The following is a 22,415-nucleotide window of genomic DNA, read 5'->3' on the forward strand; positions in this document are numbered from 1 at the left end:
AAAAGCTCAATATAATTTGCATTATTTCGGTATAAATAACTCTACGAAGAAAATCTAAATTCCTATAGCATTCTAGAATAAGTGCATTTTGTAAAAATATTGAATCATAGCTTTATGACATTGCCCCAGGGGGGGTGACTTATATTATAGCAAGTAAACTGCCAGTTGAAAGTATAGAAAACAATATTGTTCCAATAATCATTGCTTTTATGCCTTTATTTACTATACTTTTGAAATGTACAGAAAGTCCCATCGCTGTCATAGCCATTAATATAAGTATTGAACTCACATGAACAAATAAACTTGTTATTGAAGCTGGAATTATACCCAATGAATTTATTATTCCTGCTAAAATAAAATAAATAACATACATTGGGAACTTTGCTTTTTTCGCTTTTCTTTCTTTTCTAGCTTGTCCTTCTCTGTTTTGTTTATTTGCCTCGTTTGACTGTCCTGCCTGTCCCACTTCCACTTTTTTTGCTTGTCCTACTTCGCTTGCCTGATTTATTTGTCCTAATTTTCTTGTTTTCATTGCTTGTCCTGCTGCTATTTCGTCTGCTCGTCCTGCTTTTATTATATCAGATTTTTTACTATACTTATACTTTTCATCATATACGCCAATACTATCTTGACTCTGCTTGTCATCTACTCTTGCAAATATCAACCCAAGTATTATTGACACTGGTACAAGCATTATAACTCTCGTCATCTTAACAATTGTACCAATCTGTCCAGACACATTACCAAGAGCAAATGCAGCTGCAAGAGCATGTGCTACTCCATGCAATGAGATGCCTGCCCAAATGCCATATTGAATTGGAGTTAAATTTAATCCACTTACTGCAACTGCAGAATATATTAAAACACCAATTGCACCTAAAAAGCTCACAATAGATACCGCAACAACCGAATCATCATCTGAAGCATTTATACACGGTGTCATTGCAACTATGGCAGAAGCACCACATATGCACGACCCAACCCCTATTAAAGTCGATAATTTTTTGTCTACTTTGAATATTTTACCTAAAACATATGATAAAATCAATGCAGTAGGAACATAAATTAAAACCATAACAAGTATTTTAAGCCCAAGATTTAATACTTCTTTTATGTTCAAGTTAAATCCTAACAAAACTATACCTACTTTAAGAAGCTTCTTAAGTGAAAATTTAATTCCACCTTTAAACACATCTTGAGTGCCAACGGTATTATTGTATGCAATTCCTAATATAATAGCAATTGTTAATGCCTCAAGATTAATATAGCTTTTCAGTGAATCATTAATCAAAATAGATATTATTGAAATAATTAATACAAAAATAACGCCTGGAATAATTTTTTTATAATTTTTCATGTGTAGTCTCATATATAATCCCCCTGTAATTTAATGATAGTGTAAAGTATTTACACTATCAATTTAATTTCTATAAATTAAATGAGCAAATTAAATAAGCAAATTTTAATCCATTAAATAAAAATAACATTTTAGTGCAATTTTCAAGCATCATCTAGTACAGGAAAACAGTAAAATTCAGTATTACAAATTAAATTGTCAAGTCATTTGTAAATTATTATAATGATTTTTGCTCATTTAAAGTTAATTCTAAGGGTATTATATCATCGATACATCATAATCAAAAATTATAATAAATTATATAATTATAAGAAAATATTATGACAAAAAAATTCATGATAACTCCAAGTTCTTCTTGCAAAATTCAATAAAGTTATTTATAAATTCTAAATTATGCTGCTCCAAATAAACGAAATTAAATTCACGTAAAATTTTAAAATCTTTAATGGGAATCTCAATTAAATTTCCTGACATCAACGATTTTCTGATGGCTTCTCTTGAAATAATTGTACATCCCAAATTTGATTCAACTAAAGATATCAATGCCGTAATATCACCTATTTCCATATAAATATTCATATTTTCCAAACAATAACCATTTTTTATTAATGCATTCTCGAATATTTTTCTTGTTCCTGATCCTTTTTCTCTTAAAATCAATCTTTCTTTAAGCACATCCTCAATTGTAACACAACATTTTTGGGCAAATGGATGATTCTTAGAAACTGCAAGGACAAGCTCATCATCTTTTAATTTTGTATATTTAACTTTGTTTCTGTCAAATGGCCCTTCCACCAATCCAAGACTAATATTTCCATTAAATAATTTATCCATTATAGATTCTGTATTTTCTACGTAAAGCATAATATCAATATTTTTATAAATACTTTTATGTTTACCTATAATTTCAGGAAGAATATATCCACCTATTGTTAATGTCGCACCTATATAGTACTTTTTTATAATTGATGACTTGTTTTTAATATCGCTTTCCATCATTTTACTTAATCTATCCATTTCTAGAGCGTAATTAAAAAGCAATTTTCCCTCTTCAGTCAGCTCCATTTGTCTACCATTTTTATATATAAGTTTGACATTGTAATGATGTTCTAGCAGTTTTATATGCTGTGATACTGCTGGTTGTGTTATATGTAAAATATCCGCAGTTCTTGTAAAATTTTTTGTTTTAGCGACAGTTAAAAAAGTTGTAATCTTAAAATCAATCATAGAGTTATCCCCTTTTCCTTGGATGATTTTTGTTTATGTTTATTATAACATTTTTGTTTATATACAAACATATTGCAATGTTAAATATCTTCCAGCATTTCTAGCAACATGCCTATTTTTTATAAAATTATGAATATAATGAAATTTATTTATGTTAAAATATATAAAAGAAAATAAAACTATTATTTTGCTAATTGCAAAATATTCTTTGTGATATATTCTTTATGCTATATTCTGCATGAAGGGAGGGAGGTAGACTGTTGTAGAATTATTATAAAAGTCTATAAAACTATCTAAAAATTGTTAAGGATACAAGTGCTGAATTTGTGATATAATAGAGTTAACTATTGTGAATCCCGTATATTGCGAAAGTGATATAACCATTGGGTAGAACCATGAGGATGGTAGTTAGCGAAAGCCAAGCAAATGTTAGTGAATATAAGTAGTTACACTTAAAAATAAACTTGTATATGTAGGATTCGTTGTATCCGAATTTAAGCCCTCGGACTATTATATCAAACCAAAGTAGCTTCGGCAAAATGGGATAGGTTGAACAGGGAATTAAACAAGCTTTATAGAGTTTTATAAGGTTTTGGCAACGGGAAAATATATTGAATAACAATTATGAATATGCCATTTTCGCTGGAGGATGCTTTTGGTGCATGGTTTCTCCATTTGATATCCTTGATGGAATAATAGAAGTAAAATCGGGATACATTGGTGGGCACATTGAAAACCCGACATATGCTGATGTTAAATCTCAAAAGTCAAGACACTATGAAGCAATCAAAATCACTTATGATCCAACACAAAAGTCAAGACACTATGAAGCAATCAAAATCACTTATGATCCAACAAAAATTAGCTATGATAAACTACTTAATGTTTACTGGATGCAAATAGACCCAATGGATAATGGTGGACAATTTCATGATAGAGGTGAATCATATAGAACTGCAATATTTTATACATCTGAAAGCCAAAAACAAGCAGCCAAGAAATCTAAAAAAATGCTAGACGAATCAGGTAGATTTCCTAAACCTATAGTTACAAAAATTCTGCCTGCAACAACTTTTTATTTAACTGAAGAATATCATCAAGATTTTTATAGAAAGCAACCTGTAGAATATAAAAAAGATAGAAGTATTTCAGGTAGAGATGAATTCATTCGAAAATATTGGGGCGATCAATATTATAGTATTTTTGAATAGACACAACCTGCTACCAATTTCTACTCTAGAATTGTTACTCTAGGGGCAATATAAAGCAATATATTAAATAAAAATTATACCCTCTTCAACCTTGAATTTTACAAGTCTGAGGAATATAAAGCAATATATTAGATAAAAATTACCACTCAAGTGTAAAAAATTATCCCTAGGGTAGTGTGCTTATACCCAAGGGATAATTCTTAATAAAACATATCATAATATCTTTTGATACTATTTTCCAATAAATCCATATTTATAAATCTTGCTTCTCTGATTGCTTCTTTTCCTTCAATATAAACTAAAATTGCAGGAACTGTAAAAATAGAGAATTTGCCACCCAATTCAGCATTTTCATTGAGGTAGACTCTTCCCAGTTTTATATTTGGATAATCTTCAAGCATAGTTTGAACTTTAGGAAATAATGCATCACAAACATCACAATTAGGCAATCCAAAATACAGCAATGAAAAATCATTACTTTTAATAAATTCATCAATCTCTTCAAATGTAGACAAACGTTTCATACTTATTCTCCTTTGTACACTATATTTTAGTAATTATTTTTAAATATATTTCCAGTAACAGAACCAACTACAAAATGCTAAAATTTGTTTGAAAACTTAATTCGATACTATACTTAAAAAGTTTTTAAAACGTATAATTCTCTAGACAAAATACAAATTTTATAACTTGATAAGTATAAATTTTATCATCCATATGATTCTATCATCTATATGTTAGTTCAATTCTATCATTTGTATATTATCAATTCAATATACTGTTCAAAATTTACCCTACCTAGGTATTCGCCTCGCAATATTCAAGCAATAAAATAAAAATATGGATGAACTCATTTTCGGCGGCAAAATCAAATTTGTTGAAACAAAATATTCAATAAAATAAAACTATGATTAACTCGTTTTGGTAAAATAAGAACTTCAATCTCACATTTATAAAATTAACCCTCTTGTAGTGATAAAAACTGCAAAGTTACTAACAAAATAGCAACTTTGCAAAATTTTCTGTATTCTATACCAAATTTTGCACCCCTGGGGTACTTTCCACAAATTCTTTATAGAAGTTTCTCTCACTATCCTCATCAATACTCCACTTAAAATGTTGAAGAATCTTTTCAGGATTTATTATCTTTTCTTCTTCTTTACCAATATACATATTATAGCTACTCCACTTATAATCTTCTGGTTTATCAACCATATTGGCTCTTACCGGATTCAAATGAATATATCTGCTTACCTCTATCATTTGCAAATTATTTTTTATAATTTTACAATGGTATCTTCCCTGAAACAAGTGTCCAACACAATCATACTTTTTGTTAAAATATTTTGCATATAAGCTATTCACTCTACCAATGAAGTATCCTGGTGGTTCATTTTTAGCTTCAATCAATATATGAACATGATTATCCATCAGACAATAACAAATTATCTCATATTCATCATCTCTATAATATTCCAACGCTTCTTCTATCAACTGCAAATATTTCTTGAAATCCTTTTCCTCTCTGAAAATATTCTCTTTGTGATTTCCTCTAACTGTTATATGATAGATTGCCCCTGGATACCATATTCTTCTAACAGTTGGCATAATCAAACCTCCCTAACCTTATGAATTTTTATATTTTGATTATTGCCAACTTTACCAGTTTTTACACCCCTGGGGTGTCAATAGCAGTTATTTTGCATAAAGAAATATAAATTGTTTTTCCGTTCCTTTCAGTTAATCTTACTATTCCATCACCTACGTCTTCAACTGTTGCTCCTGTTTGTCCAAAGCTTCCACCATTCCCAAGCGTTTCAATGTCAACGTTTTCGCCAACAGAAGTTTCCTTTATTGATTCTAAATATTCTCTTATAGGTTTAACACAGCAAGCACATTGACCATTTCTTGTGTCAGGATCTGGTGCTGGTTTTAATCGTAGAATAGCATCTATCTCTATCGCTACAATTTTGCAAATAGGAATCACTCTTGGCTTTACAGAAGAAGATCCTGTTTTAACAAATTTAACCATACCGTTAAAAGTTATACTTTCAATACTATCCCTTTGGCTATCTATTCCATTACTTTCTATTATAATCTTTGTGATATCCACTTGAGGTTCTAACTCTAATATCTTCTCAAGCAAATCTTTCATTGGTTCAAAACAACACTCACACAAATTACTACCCGGTGGTCCCGGTTCTCCCTGTGGACCTTGGGGTCCTGGCTCTCCTTGTGGTCCTGCTGGTCCTTGCGGTCCTGGCTCTCCTTGTGGTCCTTGTGGTCCTGGCTCTCCTTGTGGGCCTGCTGGACCCGGTTCTCCCTGTGGTCCCTGTGGTCCTGGTTCTCCTTGCGGTCCTTGTGAACCTGGTTCTCCCTGTGGTCCTTGTGGTCCTGGTTCTCCCTGTGGACCAGGTGGCCCTGGTATACGTACGCAACATTGAGAATTACAGCACTGACTTGAATCTGAATTAAGAATATCTTCTAAATTTAGGATAATATATTCATCATAATCATCATCACAATTTATTTTATTGCAATCACTCATAATTTTCTATTCATCACCTTTCCTCATAAAATTGCTGCTCAATACATACTATGTATGTTTATCTATGTTTGTAACTTTATAAAATCAGCAAATATGGAAAAATATGAGCATCTTTGACTTGTTATTTTCCTTCATATGCCTTATCAAACTTCAATACTATATCTTTACTTAAAAAATTACATAGTTTCAGAAATTCTAAGCCACAAACTAATATAACTAATTTTATAGCATGCAGAAGTATTGAAATATGATAAACTCAAGCCTAGCTGCAAACTAATATAACTAATTTTGTAACATACCAAAATAACTATACATAAATGTAATATATAATATTACATTTATGGAAGTGGTTTCTATTGAATAATAGCAATTCCTACTATAGCTATTTATATTCATTAACAAACAAAGAAATAGAGAAGAAATATAAATTATTAGGAGAAGGAATAAGTAGAAAAGTCTATGATTTAAAAAATGGACTGGTACTCAAACTTGCAAAAGGGCAAGAAGGTTATTACCAAAATAGCGTTGAATATTATGTATTTAGTAAGGCCAACCATAAATACTTAAAATATTTATGCCCAATCTTGTGTTTTACACCAAAACTTATCATCATGAAGAAAGCACGTCCTCTTACCAAAACCGTAAAGGATGAATATATAGATATAAAAAAAATCAGGTCAGAAAAATCTGCCCTTTATGATCTCAAAACACTTACAAGAGATTTTATGTTATTCTATGAAGATATTATTTCAACAAGTTCCTGGGGAGAACTAGATCACAAAAACGTTTTAATTGACTATGGATGTACAAGCGAACATGGTGACCTGTATTATAACTGGCTTTTTTCATTTTACTATCCTTTCAATATAGGAGCATCACCAAGCCCTCCCTCACCAACACCCCAAAGATAGCTTTTATACAAAAGAAGCTGTCGCATTAACATATTGTAAATTTATTAATACGGCAACTTCTTTTTTGTATAACTCGAATTTACTTATATTCACATTCAACACTTATTTATTCATGCTTACTAACATTATTTTCATGCTTGTTCATGATAATTTTCCTTTCATCAATAAGTCCCTTAATTATAGTTACACAGCCTGCTATTATCATAATTATAATTACATATCGTAAAATATACATTAATTTAGTGTTCAACATATTAAGAAGCTTAAAAATCTGCTGATTTGATAGTATTAAAACTTTATCCAAGTTAAATACAATCAAAAATCCAGCAATAAATTCTTCAATTATAAAGAACTGATTATAGTAAGCACTTGATTTCAAAAATAGTGTAATGTAAACAAAAGCGCATCCCATCAGCAACATAATTACGCTCATAACATGAGCAGAACCACTAAGTAAAATGCAACTCATCAATAAAAATACACCTATAAGTTTTATCCTTTAGTTTTATCCTTTCATATTTTTTTATCATATTAATCGCCCCCTTATGATTATCAATTACAATTATACCATATTTTGCACCCCTGGGGTGTCTTCAAACATTTCACGTACTGATTTATAATTCTTGCAACATCTATTTTCTACAAGCTTTTCAAATATCTCCTTGGCCTTTTCTTCTCCATAAACATACAAATATTTATCAATAAGCATTATCACATTAATCTCTCTAAGTTTATCTTTTTTACTAAAAAAATCAGTTTTCTTGAGAACATCGTATCCACTGTTAAGAGCATCATTTAAGTAACTAATCGCCTTATCTATGTCTATTGCTCCATAAATGTAAGTTCCAATTTTAAGAAACATATTAATTCTACTCTTCCTGTCCAAAGGTAAATTAAGCACTTTATATACCTCATTCTCTGCTAAAACCAAATTATCCCTCACCACATACATATAAGCCAATATATATCTTAAATCTGCTTCATGATCACAGGATAATTTTTTTCTCTCTAATATCCTATTTATGGTTTTTATAGCTCTATCATTATCATTGATTCCTCTCAACACTTCTACCTTTCTAATAGTAGTATTATATCCTATTGGAGGGCAAATCAAGATAATTCCAACATAAACAATACCAATTATTATTGATAAAATTATAACTTTAGTAAACATATGAGAATCTATCAAATCATAACCTAGTGCAATCTTAAGTAAACTCTTTATTGTGATAGGAATACCTAAACTCTTAAACAATGTATGAAAAATAAATTCTATAAGGCTTTTAATGGAAATTTTCTCCTCAATACTTGCTTCTTCTCTTGTTTCTTCATCATTCTTGTATAACACCATTTGTACCTCCTAACTCGCATATCTATTCTTATGTATTTTTACCATTTTTTGCACCCCTGGGGGTGTTATATTGGTATTGGTATGCAGTTTAAACCCATACTTTGTTCAAATCCATACATAATATTCATGTTTTGTATGGCTTGTCCTGAAGCTCCCTTTATGAGATTATCTATTGCCGCTACTACTATAAGTTTATTTGTTTCTTCGTTTATTTCAAAATTTATATGGCACATATTAGAATTTTTAACCCATTTAGTTTCAACATAAATTCCCTTATCTAATATTTGTATAAATTTCTTATCATAATAGTATTTATTATACATTTCCCTTATTTTTTCATGTTCTATCTTATGCTTTAGTTGGGCATATGCCGTTATCAACATTCCCCTCTGCATTGGCACCAGATGTGGCGTAAATGTTAAATTTACTCTTTTCCCTGTAAAATACTCAATTCCCTTTTTAATTTCCTGAGCATGAGGATGATTATTGATTCTATATGCCTTTATTGATTCATTTGCCTCTACATAATGAGTTCCAACAGTCAAACTTCGCCCCCCTCCTGATAATCCGCATTTTCCATCAACTATTAAATCTTCTTCTATTAATCCCTCCTTTATTAATGGCAACAATGCAATTTGTACAACAGATGCATAGCACCCAGGATTAGCAACATATCTAGAATTCTTTATATTTTCCTCATTCCATTCGCTAAGACCATATACAAATTTATCTGCTAATTCTATTGACTTATGCTCTTTACCATAATATTTACTGTATTCTTTTTTATTCATAAATCTATAATCCACACCTACATCTATTATATTAACATCTTTCATTATATTATCTGTCAGCTTCTCCATCAATACACCATAAGGCAAAGCTGAAAATAATATATCTACTCCATCAGCTACAGTATCCCAATCTAAATCTTCACAATACTTGTCTTCAAAACCTGCAAAGTTTCTATAAACATAGCTATATTTTCTACCACAGTATGCCCTTGATAATATCTTTTTTATTTTAACTTCTTTGTGATTTTCAAGCAATCTTATTAATTCCAAACCTGTATACCCTGTCGCTCCTAGTATTCCTACATTCACCATTATCAATTTCTCCTTTTTAACATCTATACTACATCACCAAATGCAGAACCAATATTAGGAAATCACCACTAACAAATTCATTAACACTAACAAATTCATTTTGCTAAAGCAAAATATCATGACTTCAACTGAAAACTCTACCTATATGGACCTGGACCAGATATATATTTTTTCAAAATCCAAGTATCATGACTTCAAGTGAAGCCTCTACCCAAACTGAAACAAAGTACTTCAATCTCTCACTTATAAAAGTGGGAATCTTGTAAAATTGACAAAATTGTCATCAGCAAACTCTGCTAAAGCAAACTCGTTCTTCTAAAAAAATATCGAAAATTCTATAATACAAAATACAATACAACACAAAACATCTTTTTGTATGTAACTATATTCTATATTATACACATTATACAACTTTGAATTCTACATATTATACAACTTTGCATTCTACAACTTTTACAAAGCCGCATAACCAATCAAACAAAACATAACAGTAATTGACCAAAACATATAAACTATTCTAGTTTCTTTCCAACCACATTTTTCTAAATGATGATGATATGGTGCTATTTTAAATACCTTCTTACCCCTAAGCTTTATTGATGTCAACTGTATTATGACTGTTAATGTTTCCCATAAGCAAATACCAAGTATTATTATTATCCACAAAGGAATATTCAATTTTATCATGAATATAGCTATCGCTCCTCCTAAAAATAACGAACCAGTATCACCTATAAATATTTTAGCTGGATATTTATTAAATACCAAAGCTCCTAGACAAGTTGCTTGTATAGTTAATGTACTAAATAAAACTTCATTATCACTGCTCTGCCATGCAACAACAGCTATAAATGTTAATACTATCACCGCTATACCCAACATAAGTCCATCCAATCCGTCAGTTATGTTCACGCTATTAGTCGTTGCAACTAGCAAAAATACCATCAATGTTGCATATAATACTACATTCAATTTAATGGTTTTCCCTATAAATGGAACCAATATACTCATCACATTCGCATTTACTGCATCTACGTTTATAATATGTCTCCATTGATGTTCTTCTAGCGTTTAGAAATACTATGAAATATTTCATTAATATAATTGTACTCAACAAACTACTCAAATAAAAAATAAATATACGCATCACTCCTTCGTAACTCTATATGGATATTATACCATATTTTTCACCCCAGGGGTAACGTCTTCTTGCTTATTTTAACTATATAATGTAAAATATAACTGTATTAACTTATGCCGAAAGGAGGTATATGTATGGCTAAAAAATTAGGAATTTACAAATGTGAAAAATGTGGTAATATCGTTGAAGTAATCATTGAAGGAAAAGCACCATTATTTTGCTGTGGTGAAAAAATGACTTATCTAAAAGAGCAAACTGCAGAAAATTCTGTAGAGAAACATGTACCATACATTGAAAAAATACAAGGTGGTTACAGAGTTTCTGTAGGAAAAGAAACTCTCCATCCTATGCTTGAAAAACATTACATTCAGTGGATTGAACTTATAGTTGGAGATAGTGTATACAGAAAATACCTTTACCCAGGAGATGAACCTAAAGCTGAATTCATGCTTGAACGAGAAGAAAATGAAAATGTTTATGCAAGAGAGTATTGTAATATACACGGTCATTGGGAAAGCTAATATTAATATTGAAATTAATTTTGGTACTATTTTAATTTTAGTACTATTTTGGGTACTATTTATTAATACACTGCTAGTACAAAAGCAAGTCACAAGACCAAAGTAATAAAGCCAGTATTTGTATGTAATTCTATTTTATCTTTTTCAAAATTGAAAAAGATAAATTCAATCTTAAAATTTTAATTTTGGAGGTAATAAAATTGAAAAGTATAAAAGGAACAGAAACAGAAAAAAATCTTTTAAAAGCATTTGCTGGGGAATCACAAGCTAGAAACCGCTATACTTATTTTGCCTCACAAGCTAAAAAAGAAGGATATAAACAAATAGAAGCTATTTTTATAGAAACTGCAGAAAACGAAAAAGAACATGCTAAAAGATTTTTCAAATTCCTAGAAGGAGGCGGAGTAGAAATTACTGCAATGTATCCATCAGGAAAAATCGGAACAACAATAGAAAATCTTGAAGCCGCTGCCGAAGGTGAAAATGAAGAGCATACTGTTTTATATCCTGAATTTGCGAAAGTTGCAGAAGAAGAAGGTTTCCCCGAAATTGCAAAAGCATTTACCATGATTGCAAAAGTAGAAATCGAACATGAAAAAAGATATCGCAAATTAATTGACAACATTAAAAACGGCACAGTATTTAAAAAAGATGGAAAAGTATTCTGGAAATGCAGAAATTGTGGATATGTTCATGAAGGCACAGAAGCACCAGAAAAGTGTCCAGCTTGTCTGCATCCACAAGCATACTTCGAAATCAAAGAAACAAATTATTAATATGCATATACTTTTCTAATTTACTTTTTTAATACAGCAAGTGAAAATGTAATATTTATCTATTTTACAATACTTCCACTTCTATAAATGGGGAATTGAGTCCATAAGTACATTAGTACATTGCTCAAATCAAATAACAAATTTTTGCACGAACGGACAAAATATATTAATAAGTACATTGCAATAATCAAATATTATAAGATTGGAGGAAAATAATATGGATAAATACGTATGTAAAGTTTGCGGTTACATTTATGATCCAGAAAAAGGAGATCCTGATTCTAACATAGCACCTGGTACCCCATTTGAAAATATACCAGATAATTGGGTATGCCCTGTTTGTGGTGTTAGTAAAGATAATTTTGAAAAAATAAAATAAGATAAAAGTTATCCCGTTTTGTTGAAACAAAATGCTTCAATCTCCCACTTCCGAAAGTGAGAGTCTCATAAACTTGATAAAAGATAACAACAAGAAAGGAAGAAAAACATGAAAGCTGTCGAAATAAAAAAAGGAATATACTGGGTTGGTGCCATTGATTGGGATCTTAGAAATTTTCATGGATATCTTACCCAAAGAGGTTCAACATACAATGCCTACTTAGTAATAGATGAAAAAATAACATTAATTGATACTGTTAAAGCTCATTTAGCAAGCGAAATGATAGAAAGAATATCATCGATTATAGATCCTGAAAAAATAGATTATATAGTTTCTAATCATGTTGAAATGGATCATTCAGGTGCTCTTCCTGAAATAATGAAAATAGCCAAAAACGCAAAAATAATCACATCTCCTAATGGAATAAAAGGATTGAAAGCTCATTATAAAAAGGATTGGGACTTTGAAGTAGTCAATTCAGGAGATACTATTAATATTGGTAAGAGAAATATTCAATTTGTACTAACTCCTATGGTTCATTGGCCTGACAACATGGTTTCTTATATTGAGGAAGAAAAAATTATATTCTCAAACGATGCATTTGGCCAGCACATAGCTTCAGCAGAAAGGTTTGATGATGAATTTGCAATCGATATAATAATAGAAGAAGCAAGAAAATATTATGCTAATATAGTGCTTCCTTATGGAAGTCAAGTTCAAAAAGCACTTGAGCAAATTAAAAATTATGCTATCGATATAATTGCACCTAGCCATGGCATAATATGGAGAAGTCATGTTAACAAAATAATACAAGAATATGTTAAATGGTCATCAAATACTACTGATAAAAAAGCAGTTATTGTATACGATACAATGTGGGGCTCAACTAAAAAAATAGCATATTCAATTGCAAATTCTTTGAAATCTGCTGGTTATAAGACTGTCATGTGCAACTTGCAAGTTAACCACATATCAGATATTATGACCGAGCTTATTACATCTGAATATGTTTGTGTAGGCTCACCTACTCTAAACAACAATATGCTTCCTACTGTTGCAGCATTTCTTACTTACATGAAAGGACTTGCACCTAAAGGAAGAAAAGCTATCGTCTTTGGCTCTTATGGGTGGGGCGGTCAAAGTATTGGCCAACTTAAAAATTTCATGGAAAGTGCAAAATTAGACGTTGTCCATGAAATTAAAGTTAGCTATATTCCTAGCGAAGAAGACTTAAATAAAATCGAATCAGATTTGCTAGAAAAAGTAAAATAGCATCAAAATAAAACATTAAAATAGAGTACTAAAATAGCACCTCAAGTAACACTCCAGAGGTGCTATTTTCCATATTTTGCACCCCTGGGGTATTACCTGTTATTGTTGCTATCATGTAAAACTTGGTCAATAACGATTACTAGAGCTAATATGAATGCATGATTCTCGTTATCAGATATGTCTACACCATAAGTATCAGAAAACGAAAAGAATTTCTTACTCACAATCGCAATAGGCACACCATTCTTTAATATCTCAAAGTTTAACGAAAATACATCTCCTTCAATCACATAGTCTCCCATATTGCTCTCTATATTAAATCTCGGTCTAAAAAAAGTGAACTCTTTTTTCACACGTGCAGCATGTTCATCATACAAATAAATATTATATTCAGGCAAAAATTTGAAAAGCTTCTGTTCAATATAAACTACTTCGCTTCCATTCATATCATATATTCCAAGTTTATCCCCAAGTGAAAAAACTTTTCCCTTTACAATAAATACATCATTACCAAATTCATCTTTAATAGTAAAATCGTCACCAAAACTAAAAATTTTTTCTCTTATTTGATATCTCAAATTAGCCCCTCCTTTTTTGTGTATACCAAACATATATGCCAAAATATACATACAAACACACTTATAGGTTCAATCTGTTATATATGGTAATTTTTGCACCCCTGGGGTGTTTATAATATAGTATTTGTATGCATTTACAATTGTTGTTGACTTGTATTGTATTATTCTTTTTTCTCTGTTGTAATTCAGATGCTGATGACCATGAAAAAAGTATTTCGGTGCATATTTGTCTAGCAATTCATTATATGCCTCAAATCCAATATGGCATAAATCTTCTCCATCTCCAAGCCCCTTAGCAGGTGCATGTGTAACAAGTATATCAAATCCTTTATTTAGCCAAATTTTGCGTTTCATCTTTGATACCTGCTTTTTCATATCCTTCTGTGTATATTGAAACGCCCCCCCTCTATACTCATTGCATCCTCCAAAACCAAGAATACGAATTCCTTTATATTTTGTGAGTTTATTATCTATGCAAATACATCCCTGAGGAGGTTTTTGTTCATAATTGCCATCATGGTTTCCATGAACATAAAATAGTGGCACATTCAACATAGTTACTAAAAATTCAAGATATGAAGCCTTTAAATCACCACACGAAATAATGAAATCAATATCTTTGAAACGTTCCTTATCAAAATAATCCCAAATGTACTTATCTTCTTTATCCGACACAAGTAATATTTTCCCCACTCTAAATCCATCCTTTATTCTATATGATAATATGTTTCTTCATAATAATACGTTCTTTACGATAATATGTTTCCTTCCGATAATACGTTCTTTGATTATAATACGTTCTCTTATGATAATACTTTCTTTGGCAATATCTTAAGTGTTAAGTATTGTAGCATTTATGTTACATGTTATCGGCAAAGCACGTCTTTTCTTTGCTTCTTTAATTGTTTATGCCATATATTGTAATATTTATATTATGTGCTTTAAATGAGCAAAAATCATTACAATAACTTACAAATAACTTGACAAGTCCATTTGCAATACTGAATTTTACCGTTTTACTGTACTAGATTATGCTTGAAAATCGTACTAAAATGTTATTTTACATTTAATGGATTGAAATTTACTCATTTATGTAACATTTATGTTACATGTTATCGACAAACGATTAAAACCTGTACAAATAAAGATTTTATATATCACGTATTTTGCCATTAATGTTATCAACAAACCAATCCATGTACAACATATCTTCATAATTTGCAATGTCACCTTCGTGAATCCTGCAATTACCTTCCTGATCATATACTGGTCCAACGAATGCATGAAATCTGTTTTCAATTATCATTTGTCTCATAAAATCTACAAGCTTTTGAGTCTGAATTGGAACATTTTCCTTTAAATATTTAATATCTATCATACCAGAATCCATTCCCCACCAAAAGCTAACTCTTTTCGTTCTCGTACTAAAAATCCCCTTCCAATTTCCATTTGAAATATTTTGAAGTACTTTTGTATAAAAGTTTCCCCAGTTCCAAATTATAGAAGCATAATTAATATTAGGCAACACAATATCATTTTCTTTATCATACTTAATAGAATAAAGTCCATAATCCCTAGCATGATTGCCAAAAGCAGTTAAATCATTTTGCATAATTAAATCTGCTCCCGATTCATATAAACTCTTAATCAAAGTCCTTGAATGCTCTATATCACCTATTTCATTCAACCATGAAACATTAACAACCGCATGAGGATTAACCGTCTTTACTCCTAATGCAAATGCATTTATTCCAGTTACAATTTCTGTAGGCATATATATGTCTATATACCCAATCACATTAGATTTAGTAAGTGAACCCGCAATCAAACCGAGTAAAAATCTTGGTTCATGTGTACGAGCAAAATAAGTGCTTACATTCCTGTACGCCTTAACTGGTGAACAATTAAAAAATTTAATATTTTCATATTTCAATGCTGCTCTTAAGCTTACATTCAGAAGTGTAGGACAAGTAGTGAAAATAATATCATAACCCTCCTGAGCTATTTTTCTCATTTTCTTGTAAGCTTTTATTCCTGAAGGTGGAACATTTTCAATCGCAAATGTTTCGATATGCCCTTCAAGTGCTTTTTCTGCAGCCAACCTTCCTTTATTGTGAACATAGCTCCATCCAGAGGTTTGAATGGTTTTTTCTAAAGCAAAAGCTACTTTTAACTTTTTATGTGGACTAACCAAACTTGCAATTGAAGTTATAACATTTTTCTTCTGAACTGCAAATGGCTTAGTCTGAATATCAGCATTGTTTCCTTTTGATATCATCTCAAGTTCTGATAAAAGTTTTTTTAACCTCACCGTCCTTTCAGGAATCCTAAATTTATTGGGAATTCCATAAATTCTTGCATAATTCAAGAATGCATCTCCCGTTGTCATATTTAATTTATATCCACCAAGTTCATAAAAAGTACTTCTAAAAGGCAAATAAACATTTTTCATAAAATGCGTATATTTATCTGCGTATTCATCTAAAATCGGCTCATACTCATCTAGATACTTTTCAAGTTCTATGAAATCATTTTCATGTGATAGCCAAATAGAATCTATTCCCGTTTTATTATTAAACTCCAAAAATTGATAATAAATTTTGTTATTTATATCACTTTCATCTTTTTTAGGAACTAGCCTTGTAATATCACATTCGATTTCGTAAGCATTGAAATATTTCAGAACACTTACCCTCTTATTACCCTCCATAACATAGAAATAATTCATATATTCATATACTTTAACGGGATCATGTATACCATCATTTAACTGATGCTTATACACCGCTTCCCATTTTACAGCAAACTCACTATTTACATCTGCAAGCGGCAAAAAATTGCTAGCAAAGTCTCTACCCCTTGTGTAAAAATAAGTTCCAACTATCTTTTTAAGAGGCACCGTTTTAATTCCAAGAGGTATAACTGCGACAATATCTATATCATTCAAAATTTTGTCCAAAGAAGGAATGTTCCCCGATAATCCATTAACTTTATCTTCATGAAATTTTATTTTAGCAAGCTTATTGGCTTTTTCATACTCATCTCCTACTTTTCCTAACATATCGTGCATTAAGCAAGTCCCTCCTTTCCTACATATTCAATATTATATCCAAGGTTATGCTCAATGTTATGTCATAAATTGATTTAATTATAACACATCACTTCCATTTTCTGCACCCCTGGGGTGAAAAAATTACCATCATTAACAGCAATATACTCCCAATTGACGCTAATGCTTTAAATGCAACATTTAGAGAAAATGCATCTCCTATACTACCTATCATCGGAAATAATAATATCATTATAAAGCTAAATACCATGCTTTGAAACGATAAAATTGTTGCTCTGTTTTCACTTGGAATTAATTTATTGATGTAATCGCTAAAAGTTACATATGTGATAGTATCAATAACGCTCATAAGCACATAAAATACATATTCATAATTTGTTAAAGCTATTCCCCAAATGCACAAAACATTTGCCAATGGCATTATTATCAAAACACCTTTCTGACCAATAATCCTTTCTATATCATAAACTTTGACTGCTGTTATAGCTGCAAATATAGATGCTACTGAATAAATAATTCCTATTTTAAACTCTGTGTATCCAAAACCCTTCCAATAATTCTGCAAATAAAAGAACAAACTTGTACAAAATGCTGCCATAACTTCTGAAAAAACAATTAATAATACTATATTTCTATTTCCTTTTATAACTTTGATGCTGGTAGTAACCTGATTTTTCATCACTTTGAAAGGATTTCTTTCTTTTACTGTTTCGCTTTTAATATTAGGTTCCTGAAAATAAAATGATTCTACAAATGTTATTATAATGAAAATAGCACTAAGCCCAAACGCTATTAAATAATTTTTAGCTGCTAAATACCCGCCTAATGCATATGCAACCACAGAACTTATCTGCATAAACATTTCATTATTCCCATTAATCTTCATGTATCTTTCTTCTTCTTTTATTTCTTTTAGTGAATCATAAATGAGTGCGTCTCCTGCACCAGATTCTAAATTATATGATAATGCTGAAATTATGAATGATACTGCAAATAAACAAAAATTATTGGAATAAATAAGCAAGATTATACTTATCAATAAGGCAAATCTTCCTAATATTCTGCTTGTCTTCCTGCCATAAATATCAGCAATTACTCCTGTAGGTACTTCCATAAGCAATGATGTTACATGAAAAACACCTTCCAAAATACCCAACTGCAATAAGGACATGCCTTTAGTTGCAAGATATATCATCCATATTCCTTGTGTCAAATCTAATCTACTAAAAAATATAAACACATAATTCTTAACAATATTCTTTCTCAATTTATTTAAATAACTCATATTTTTTCCTCCATTTTATTGGTTAAATAATTCTTCGTTAAAAAATTTTGAACATATAATATTTTCATGGAGGTTTCGTTGCCCAACTGAATATACACTAAAATACAAACTAAAACATAAACAAATACAAGCGTAAACAAAATACAAGCGAAATATAACACAAAATATATTCCCATAATATAACAAAACACAAAAAAATCCTAAGTAGCATTATACTTAGGATTAATATATACTCATATTATTTATCAATTCTGCAAAACTTCATCTCCTATAAGCAAGAAATTAGCCGATGAGATTGAAGATTTTTTCTTTAGGTGAATATAAAATTTCCACCTAAAATCCTGATATTTTGCTTTAGCAAAATGAGCTCACTAATACATATTATCTAAGTTGCAAGTTTATACTACTGGTTAATTCAAAACATATTCATTTTTGGGCATACTTAACCTGTTATAGCCTAAAATGCATGTTTCATTCATAACTACATTCAAATATAAAAGAATGTAGGAACTAACCATTAGTTTCACAATTTCACCACCTATTGATAATTTGATATTGATTTAGTCATCCGCTTAGGTGCTGAACCATTTTTTGTTAGAAACCTATTAATAATTTGATATTGATTTACCCTTTATGACATTTTCCTCTAATTGCATTTAAAATTTCACTCCAAGTAAATCCTAGCAAATCCAAGTGGCTCCAAAGGAATCCATGCAAATCCAAACAAATTCATGCGAATCCGTAGAAATTCAAGCAAATGCAAGAAACTCATGCAACCACAAGAGAATCCGAATCCATGCGAATTCAAATAAATTCATGTGCATTCGTGGATATTCAAGCAAATACAAAAAAACCTCAAGAAAATCCAAGCAAATCCAAGCAATTCCAGAGGAATCCACGCAAATCCAAACAAATCGGAATTTTGCAAATTGAAATTCTAAACATGAATTATACTAAATCATTTAATCATTCAAGTAAATTATAACAAAAGTATTTATTACATACAATAAACATAATATAATTAATATAATTAATATAATTAATATTGCAAGATATATTCCTATATTTTGCATCACAGAGATTATTGGAAAATTTTACACCCCTGGGGTGAGAGGAGAAACTGTTATGCGAGAAAACTGGAAAAGTAGAAAAGGTTTTATTTTTGCAGCAGTAGGTGCTGCAATAGGTCTAGGTAATTTATGGCGATTTCCATTTCAAGCTTATAAAAATGGTGGAGGAGCATTTCTTTTACCGTATTTTATAGCTCTATTTACCTGTGCTATACCATTGATGATTATGGAATATGCTTTTGGTAGAAAAATTCGAGGTGGATCGGTAAAAGCATTTTCAACATTAAAGAAAAAATTAGAAATTATTGGGTGGGTTCAAGTAATGGTACCAATTGTTGTTATGACTTACTACTCTACAATTATTGCTGTGTCCGTTGTATTCATGTTTTTTTCATTAGGGCATGCCTTTGGTATTATAAACTGGCTTTCAAATCCCGGACCTATAATGGGTATGGTTACAGGAAGTGCAAAAAATGCATTAGATTTAGGTGCTGGTATAAGTATTTATATTTTAATTGCTGTTATAGTTGTTTGGTTTTTTAACTGGTTTATTGTTAAAAAAGGTATTTCTAATGGAATAGAAAAAATATCATTAATTTTCACACCTATGTTGTTAATATTAATGATTGTATTCATGATTAATGCTGCTCGTTTAAAGGGTGCCACAATAGGACTTGAAGCTCTCTTTAAACCAAATTTTTCAAAAATATTAAATCCAAGTATTTGGGTTTCAGCTTACGCTCAAGTATTTTTTTCAACAACATTAGCCGTAGGTGTTATGATTGCATATGGTTCATACTTAGATGACAAAGCAGATATTGTCAACAGTTCACTTATTACAGTTTTAGCTAATGCAAGCTTTGATCTTATTGCAGGAATATTAGTATTTTCGACACTAGGTTATTTGGTAACAAATAGCGGCGTAAAATTCACATCATTTGGTACAGGTGCTGGTGTCGCATTTATAGCATTCCCAATAGCTATTTCAACACTATCAACAAATATTGTTATACAAGGTTTACTAGGCTTTCTCTTTTTCTTTTGTCTATTTATTGCAGGTATATCATCTAGTATATCAATGTTAGAATCCTTTACAACTGCAGCTTTAGACAAATTCGATATTCCTAGAACAAAGCTTGTCTCAATTATTTCAATAGTTGGCTTCATTGGTAGTGCTTGTTTCGCAAGTTACGCTGGTTTCAACTACATACTAGATATAGTTGATGCTTATGTGGGCAATATTGTAATTGCTGGATTAGGGCTTATAGAAGTTGTTTCAATAAGCTACATTTATGGTACTAATAAATTACGTGAAGATGCAAATGCTTTTTCAGATTTTACAATCGGGAAATGGTGGAATTATGTGTTAAAATATTTCACACCAGTATTACTTGGAATTGTAGTAATAACAAATTTATTCAACTTAATTACTGGATTATTTAATAAAAATGCAGTTGAAATAGCTTCTAACATCATATTTGGTTGGGGCATCGTAATTATAATGATTGCTGCATCATATATATTCTATAAGAAAAAATGGACTACAAACATGTAAATCGTAAACAAGAATTAATGATACGCAAACCATCGTTGCAATTTGATTATAATGGACTAAATATACAAACATGTAACAAAGAAAAACATACTTGGAGTTGTATGCTTGTCAATAAATGGACTACAAACATGTAAAACTGTAACTCAATAAATCTAACATTAATAAATTAGTTTTGTTAAATCAAAACATATAGACTTCAATGTAGCAACTCCACTCTACTTGAAACAAAAAGTTTCAACCTATAATTTGGTTATCCCACAGAAAGTATTTTAAATAGGAACTCATCACTATATATGCATAAGAATCAATTTCATAAATACTATATATTGTATATTTGAAATTGATCCATAGCTTATTGTGGTTTAATCATAATTTATATTATATAGCTTATATTATACAACTTATGATACTTATAAAAGTAGGAGTAGAAGTATTTTTAACTTAAACTTCAATTCGTAATTTAGATTTTTATCATATATATTACAACGAAAAAATGCATCATGTAGAGATTTTTATAGTGAATATTAATACAAAATATATGTATATTAAATATAAATATATTGCATATTACGAATTGAAGAAACTTAAATAATATAGTTGCAAAATGCTTAAAACCATATAATCCTCTAGACAAAATCACGGATTTTATGACTTAACAAGTATAAACAAATGTAAACATAGAATCAAATGCCAGCAAATTTTAAATTTTAAAATGGAGGAATTTTCATGTCAAAAAGTGCTATGTTAATGATGATAATTGGATGTGGAACAGTTTGGGGCGGAGTTCTGATTGCAATAGTTATAGCATTAGCTATAAAAAAAGAAAATTTATAAAAATTAAAATACCGTGGCTAAAATAAAATGCCTCGGTATTATTTTACGTTTTCCAAGTAAGGCATTTGAAAGAAAATAACAAGTCAAAGATGCGACGTATATTTTGTGAAATACAAAGAGTTGGGTTCCGCTGATAGTAGATTCTATCAACGGGTTCCGACGATGAAGTAGTTCGCAAAATAGACTAGCATACTGACTAGTTATTTTTTTTGAAAATGCCTAAATA

At 30.3% G+C, this 22,415-nt stretch carries 21 protein-coding genes; 8 read left to right on the forward strand and 13 right to left on the reverse strand.

The features are described 5' to 3' along the window. Positions 1-139 precede the first annotated feature (139 nt). Both CLTEP_RS09940 and CLTEP_RS09945 read right to left on the reverse strand, forming a co-directional pair. Positions 140-1,369, reverse strand: a complete 1,230-nt coding sequence (locus CLTEP_RS09940) for a YeiH family protein (RefSeq protein ID WP_066826313.1) — start codon at positions 1,367-1,369, stop codon at positions 140-142. A 321-nt stretch (positions 1,370-1,690) separates the two neighbouring features. Then, positions 1,691-2,584, reverse strand: a complete 894-nt coding sequence (locus CLTEP_RS09945) for a LysR family transcriptional regulator (RefSeq protein WP_066826316.1) — start codon at positions 2,582-2,584, stop codon at positions 1,691-1,693. Positions 2,585-3,195: 611 nt separating this feature from the next. Between CLTEP_RS09945 and msrA the strand changes: the two genes are divergently transcribed. Continuing rightward, a complete protein-coding gene (msrA, locus tag CLTEP_RS09950) occupies positions 3,196-3,795 on the forward strand; it encodes a peptide-methionine (S)-S-oxide reductase MsrA (RefSeq protein ID WP_242863907.1) in 600 nt (199 codons plus the stop codon). Positions 3,796-3,995: 200 nt separating this feature from the next. Here msrA and CLTEP_RS09955 read toward each other — a convergent pair whose 3' ends face one another. From CLTEP_RS09955 to CLTEP_RS15185, 3 genes are all read right to left on the reverse strand, one after another. Further along, entirely contained in the window at positions 3,996-4,319 is a 324-nt protein-coding gene (locus CLTEP_RS09955) for a thioredoxin family protein (RefSeq protein ID WP_066826321.1), read from the reverse strand. Positions 4,320-4,824: 505 nt separating this feature from the next. After that, positions 4,825-5,403: a transposase gene (locus tag CLTEP_RS09960; protein ID WP_066826323.1), complete on the reverse strand. Its 579-nt coding sequence runs from the start codon at positions 5,401-5,403 to the stop codon at positions 4,825-4,827. Between the two features lie 61 nt (positions 5,404-5,464). Beyond that, on the reverse strand, positions 5,465-6,343 hold the full coding sequence (locus CLTEP_RS15185; RefSeq protein WP_066826326.1) for a collagen-like triple helix repeat-containing protein: 879 nt from the start codon (positions 6,341-6,343) through the stop codon (positions 5,465-5,467). Positions 6,344-6,699: 356 nt separating this feature from the next. Between CLTEP_RS15185 and CLTEP_RS09970 the strand changes: the two genes are divergently transcribed. After that, complete coding sequence (locus tag CLTEP_RS09970) at positions 6,700-7,254, forward strand: hypothetical protein (protein ID WP_066826329.1); 555 nt, start codon at positions 6,700-6,702, stop codon at positions 7,252-7,254. Positions 7,255-7,360: 106 nt separating this feature from the next. Here the strand turns inward: CLTEP_RS09970 and CLTEP_RS09975 are convergent, their stop codons facing one another. The 4 genes from CLTEP_RS09975 to CLTEP_RS09990 form a co-directional block, all read right to left on the reverse strand. Then, complete coding sequence (locus tag CLTEP_RS09975) at positions 7,361-7,723, reverse strand: hypothetical protein (protein WP_066826332.1); 363 nt, start codon at positions 7,721-7,723, stop codon at positions 7,361-7,363. Positions 7,724-7,816: 93 nt separating this feature from the next. After that, positions 7,817-8,602, reverse strand: a complete 786-nt coding sequence (locus CLTEP_RS09980; protein WP_153016318.1) for a hypothetical protein — start codon at positions 8,600-8,602, stop codon at positions 7,817-7,819. Positions 8,603-8,670: 68 nt separating this feature from the next. Continuing rightward, positions 8,671-9,708 (reverse strand): N-acetyl-gamma-glutamyl-phosphate reductase, encoded by a 1,038-nt coding sequence (argC, locus tag CLTEP_RS09985; protein WP_066826337.1) that lies wholly within the window; start codon positions 9,706-9,708, stop codon positions 8,671-8,673. A gap of 453 nt (positions 9,709-10,161) precedes the next feature. Further along, entirely contained in the window at positions 10,162-10,719 is a 558-nt protein-coding gene (locus CLTEP_RS09990; protein WP_242863912.1) for an MraY family glycosyltransferase, read from the reverse strand. A gap of 264 nt (positions 10,720-10,983) precedes the next feature. On the opposite strand from CLTEP_RS09990, the gene CLTEP_RS09995 reads away from it, so the two are divergent. The 4 genes from CLTEP_RS09995 (at position 10,984) to CLTEP_RS10010 (ending at position 13,797) form a co-directional block, all read left to right on the forward strand. Further along, a complete protein-coding gene (locus tag CLTEP_RS09995) occupies positions 10,984-11,370 on the forward strand; it encodes a desulfoferrodoxin (protein WP_066826344.1) in 387 nt (128 codons plus the stop codon). Positions 11,371-11,570: 200 nt separating this feature from the next. Further along, entirely contained in the window at positions 11,571-12,146 is a 576-nt protein-coding gene (gene rbr, locus CLTEP_RS10000; protein ID WP_066826347.1) for a rubrerythrin, read from the forward strand. Positions 12,147-12,363: 217 nt separating this feature from the next. Next, positions 12,364-12,525 carry a rubredoxin gene (gene rd, locus CLTEP_RS10005; RefSeq protein ID WP_066826349.1) on the forward strand — a complete coding sequence of 54 codons (162 nt, stop codon included), beginning with the start codon at positions 12,364-12,366 and terminating at the stop codon, positions 12,523-12,525. A gap of 108 nt (positions 12,526-12,633) precedes the next feature. Beyond that, positions 12,634-13,797, forward strand: coding sequence for an FprA family A-type flavoprotein (locus CLTEP_RS10010; protein ID WP_066826352.1), 1,164 nt, complete (start codon positions 12,634-12,636; stop codon positions 13,795-13,797). Positions 13,798-13,889: 92 nt separating this feature from the next. Here the strand turns inward: CLTEP_RS10010 and CLTEP_RS10015 are convergent, their stop codons facing one another. The 4 genes from CLTEP_RS10015 to CLTEP_RS10030 form a co-directional block, all read right to left on the reverse strand. Then, positions 13,890-14,375: an LURP-one-related/scramblase family protein gene (locus CLTEP_RS10015; RefSeq protein WP_066826383.1), complete on the reverse strand. Its 486-nt coding sequence runs from the start codon at positions 14,373-14,375 to the stop codon at positions 13,890-13,892. Between the two features lie 69 nt (positions 14,376-14,444). After that, positions 14,445-15,068 carry a metallophosphoesterase family protein gene (locus CLTEP_RS10020; RefSeq protein ID WP_066826355.1) on the reverse strand — a complete coding sequence of 208 codons (624 nt, stop codon included), beginning with the start codon at positions 15,066-15,068 and terminating at the stop codon, positions 14,445-14,447. A 457-nt stretch (positions 15,069-15,525) separates the two neighbouring features. Then, a complete protein-coding gene (locus CLTEP_RS10025) occupies positions 15,526-17,445 on the reverse strand; it encodes a BMP family ABC transporter substrate-binding protein (protein WP_084364859.1) in 1,920 nt (639 codons plus the stop codon). 88 nt (positions 17,446-17,533) lie between these two features. Beyond that, positions 17,534-18,730: an MFS transporter gene (locus CLTEP_RS10030; RefSeq protein ID WP_066826358.1), complete on the reverse strand. Its 1,197-nt coding sequence runs from the start codon at positions 18,728-18,730 to the stop codon at positions 17,534-17,536. Positions 18,731-19,855: 1,125 nt separating this feature from the next. On the opposite strand from CLTEP_RS10030, the gene CLTEP_RS10040 reads away from it, so the two are divergent. Next, positions 19,856-21,355 (forward strand): sodium-dependent transporter, encoded by a 1,500-nt coding sequence (locus CLTEP_RS10040; RefSeq protein ID WP_066826370.1) that lies wholly within the window; start codon positions 19,856-19,858, stop codon positions 21,353-21,355. Between the two features lie 726 nt (positions 21,356-22,081). Beyond that, positions 22,082-22,189 (forward strand): MetS family NSS transporter small subunit, encoded by a 108-nt coding sequence (locus tag CLTEP_RS14665; RefSeq protein ID WP_153016319.1) that lies wholly within the window; start codon positions 22,082-22,084, stop codon positions 22,187-22,189. Positions 22,190-22,415 lie beyond the last annotated feature (226 nt).

Source organism: Clostridium tepidiprofundi DSM 19306 (assembly GCF_001594005.1).
In the GTDB taxonomy this organism is placed as follows: domain Bacteria; phylum Bacillota; class Clostridia; order Clostridiales; family Clostridiaceae; genus Clostridium_AC; species Clostridium_AC tepidiprofundi.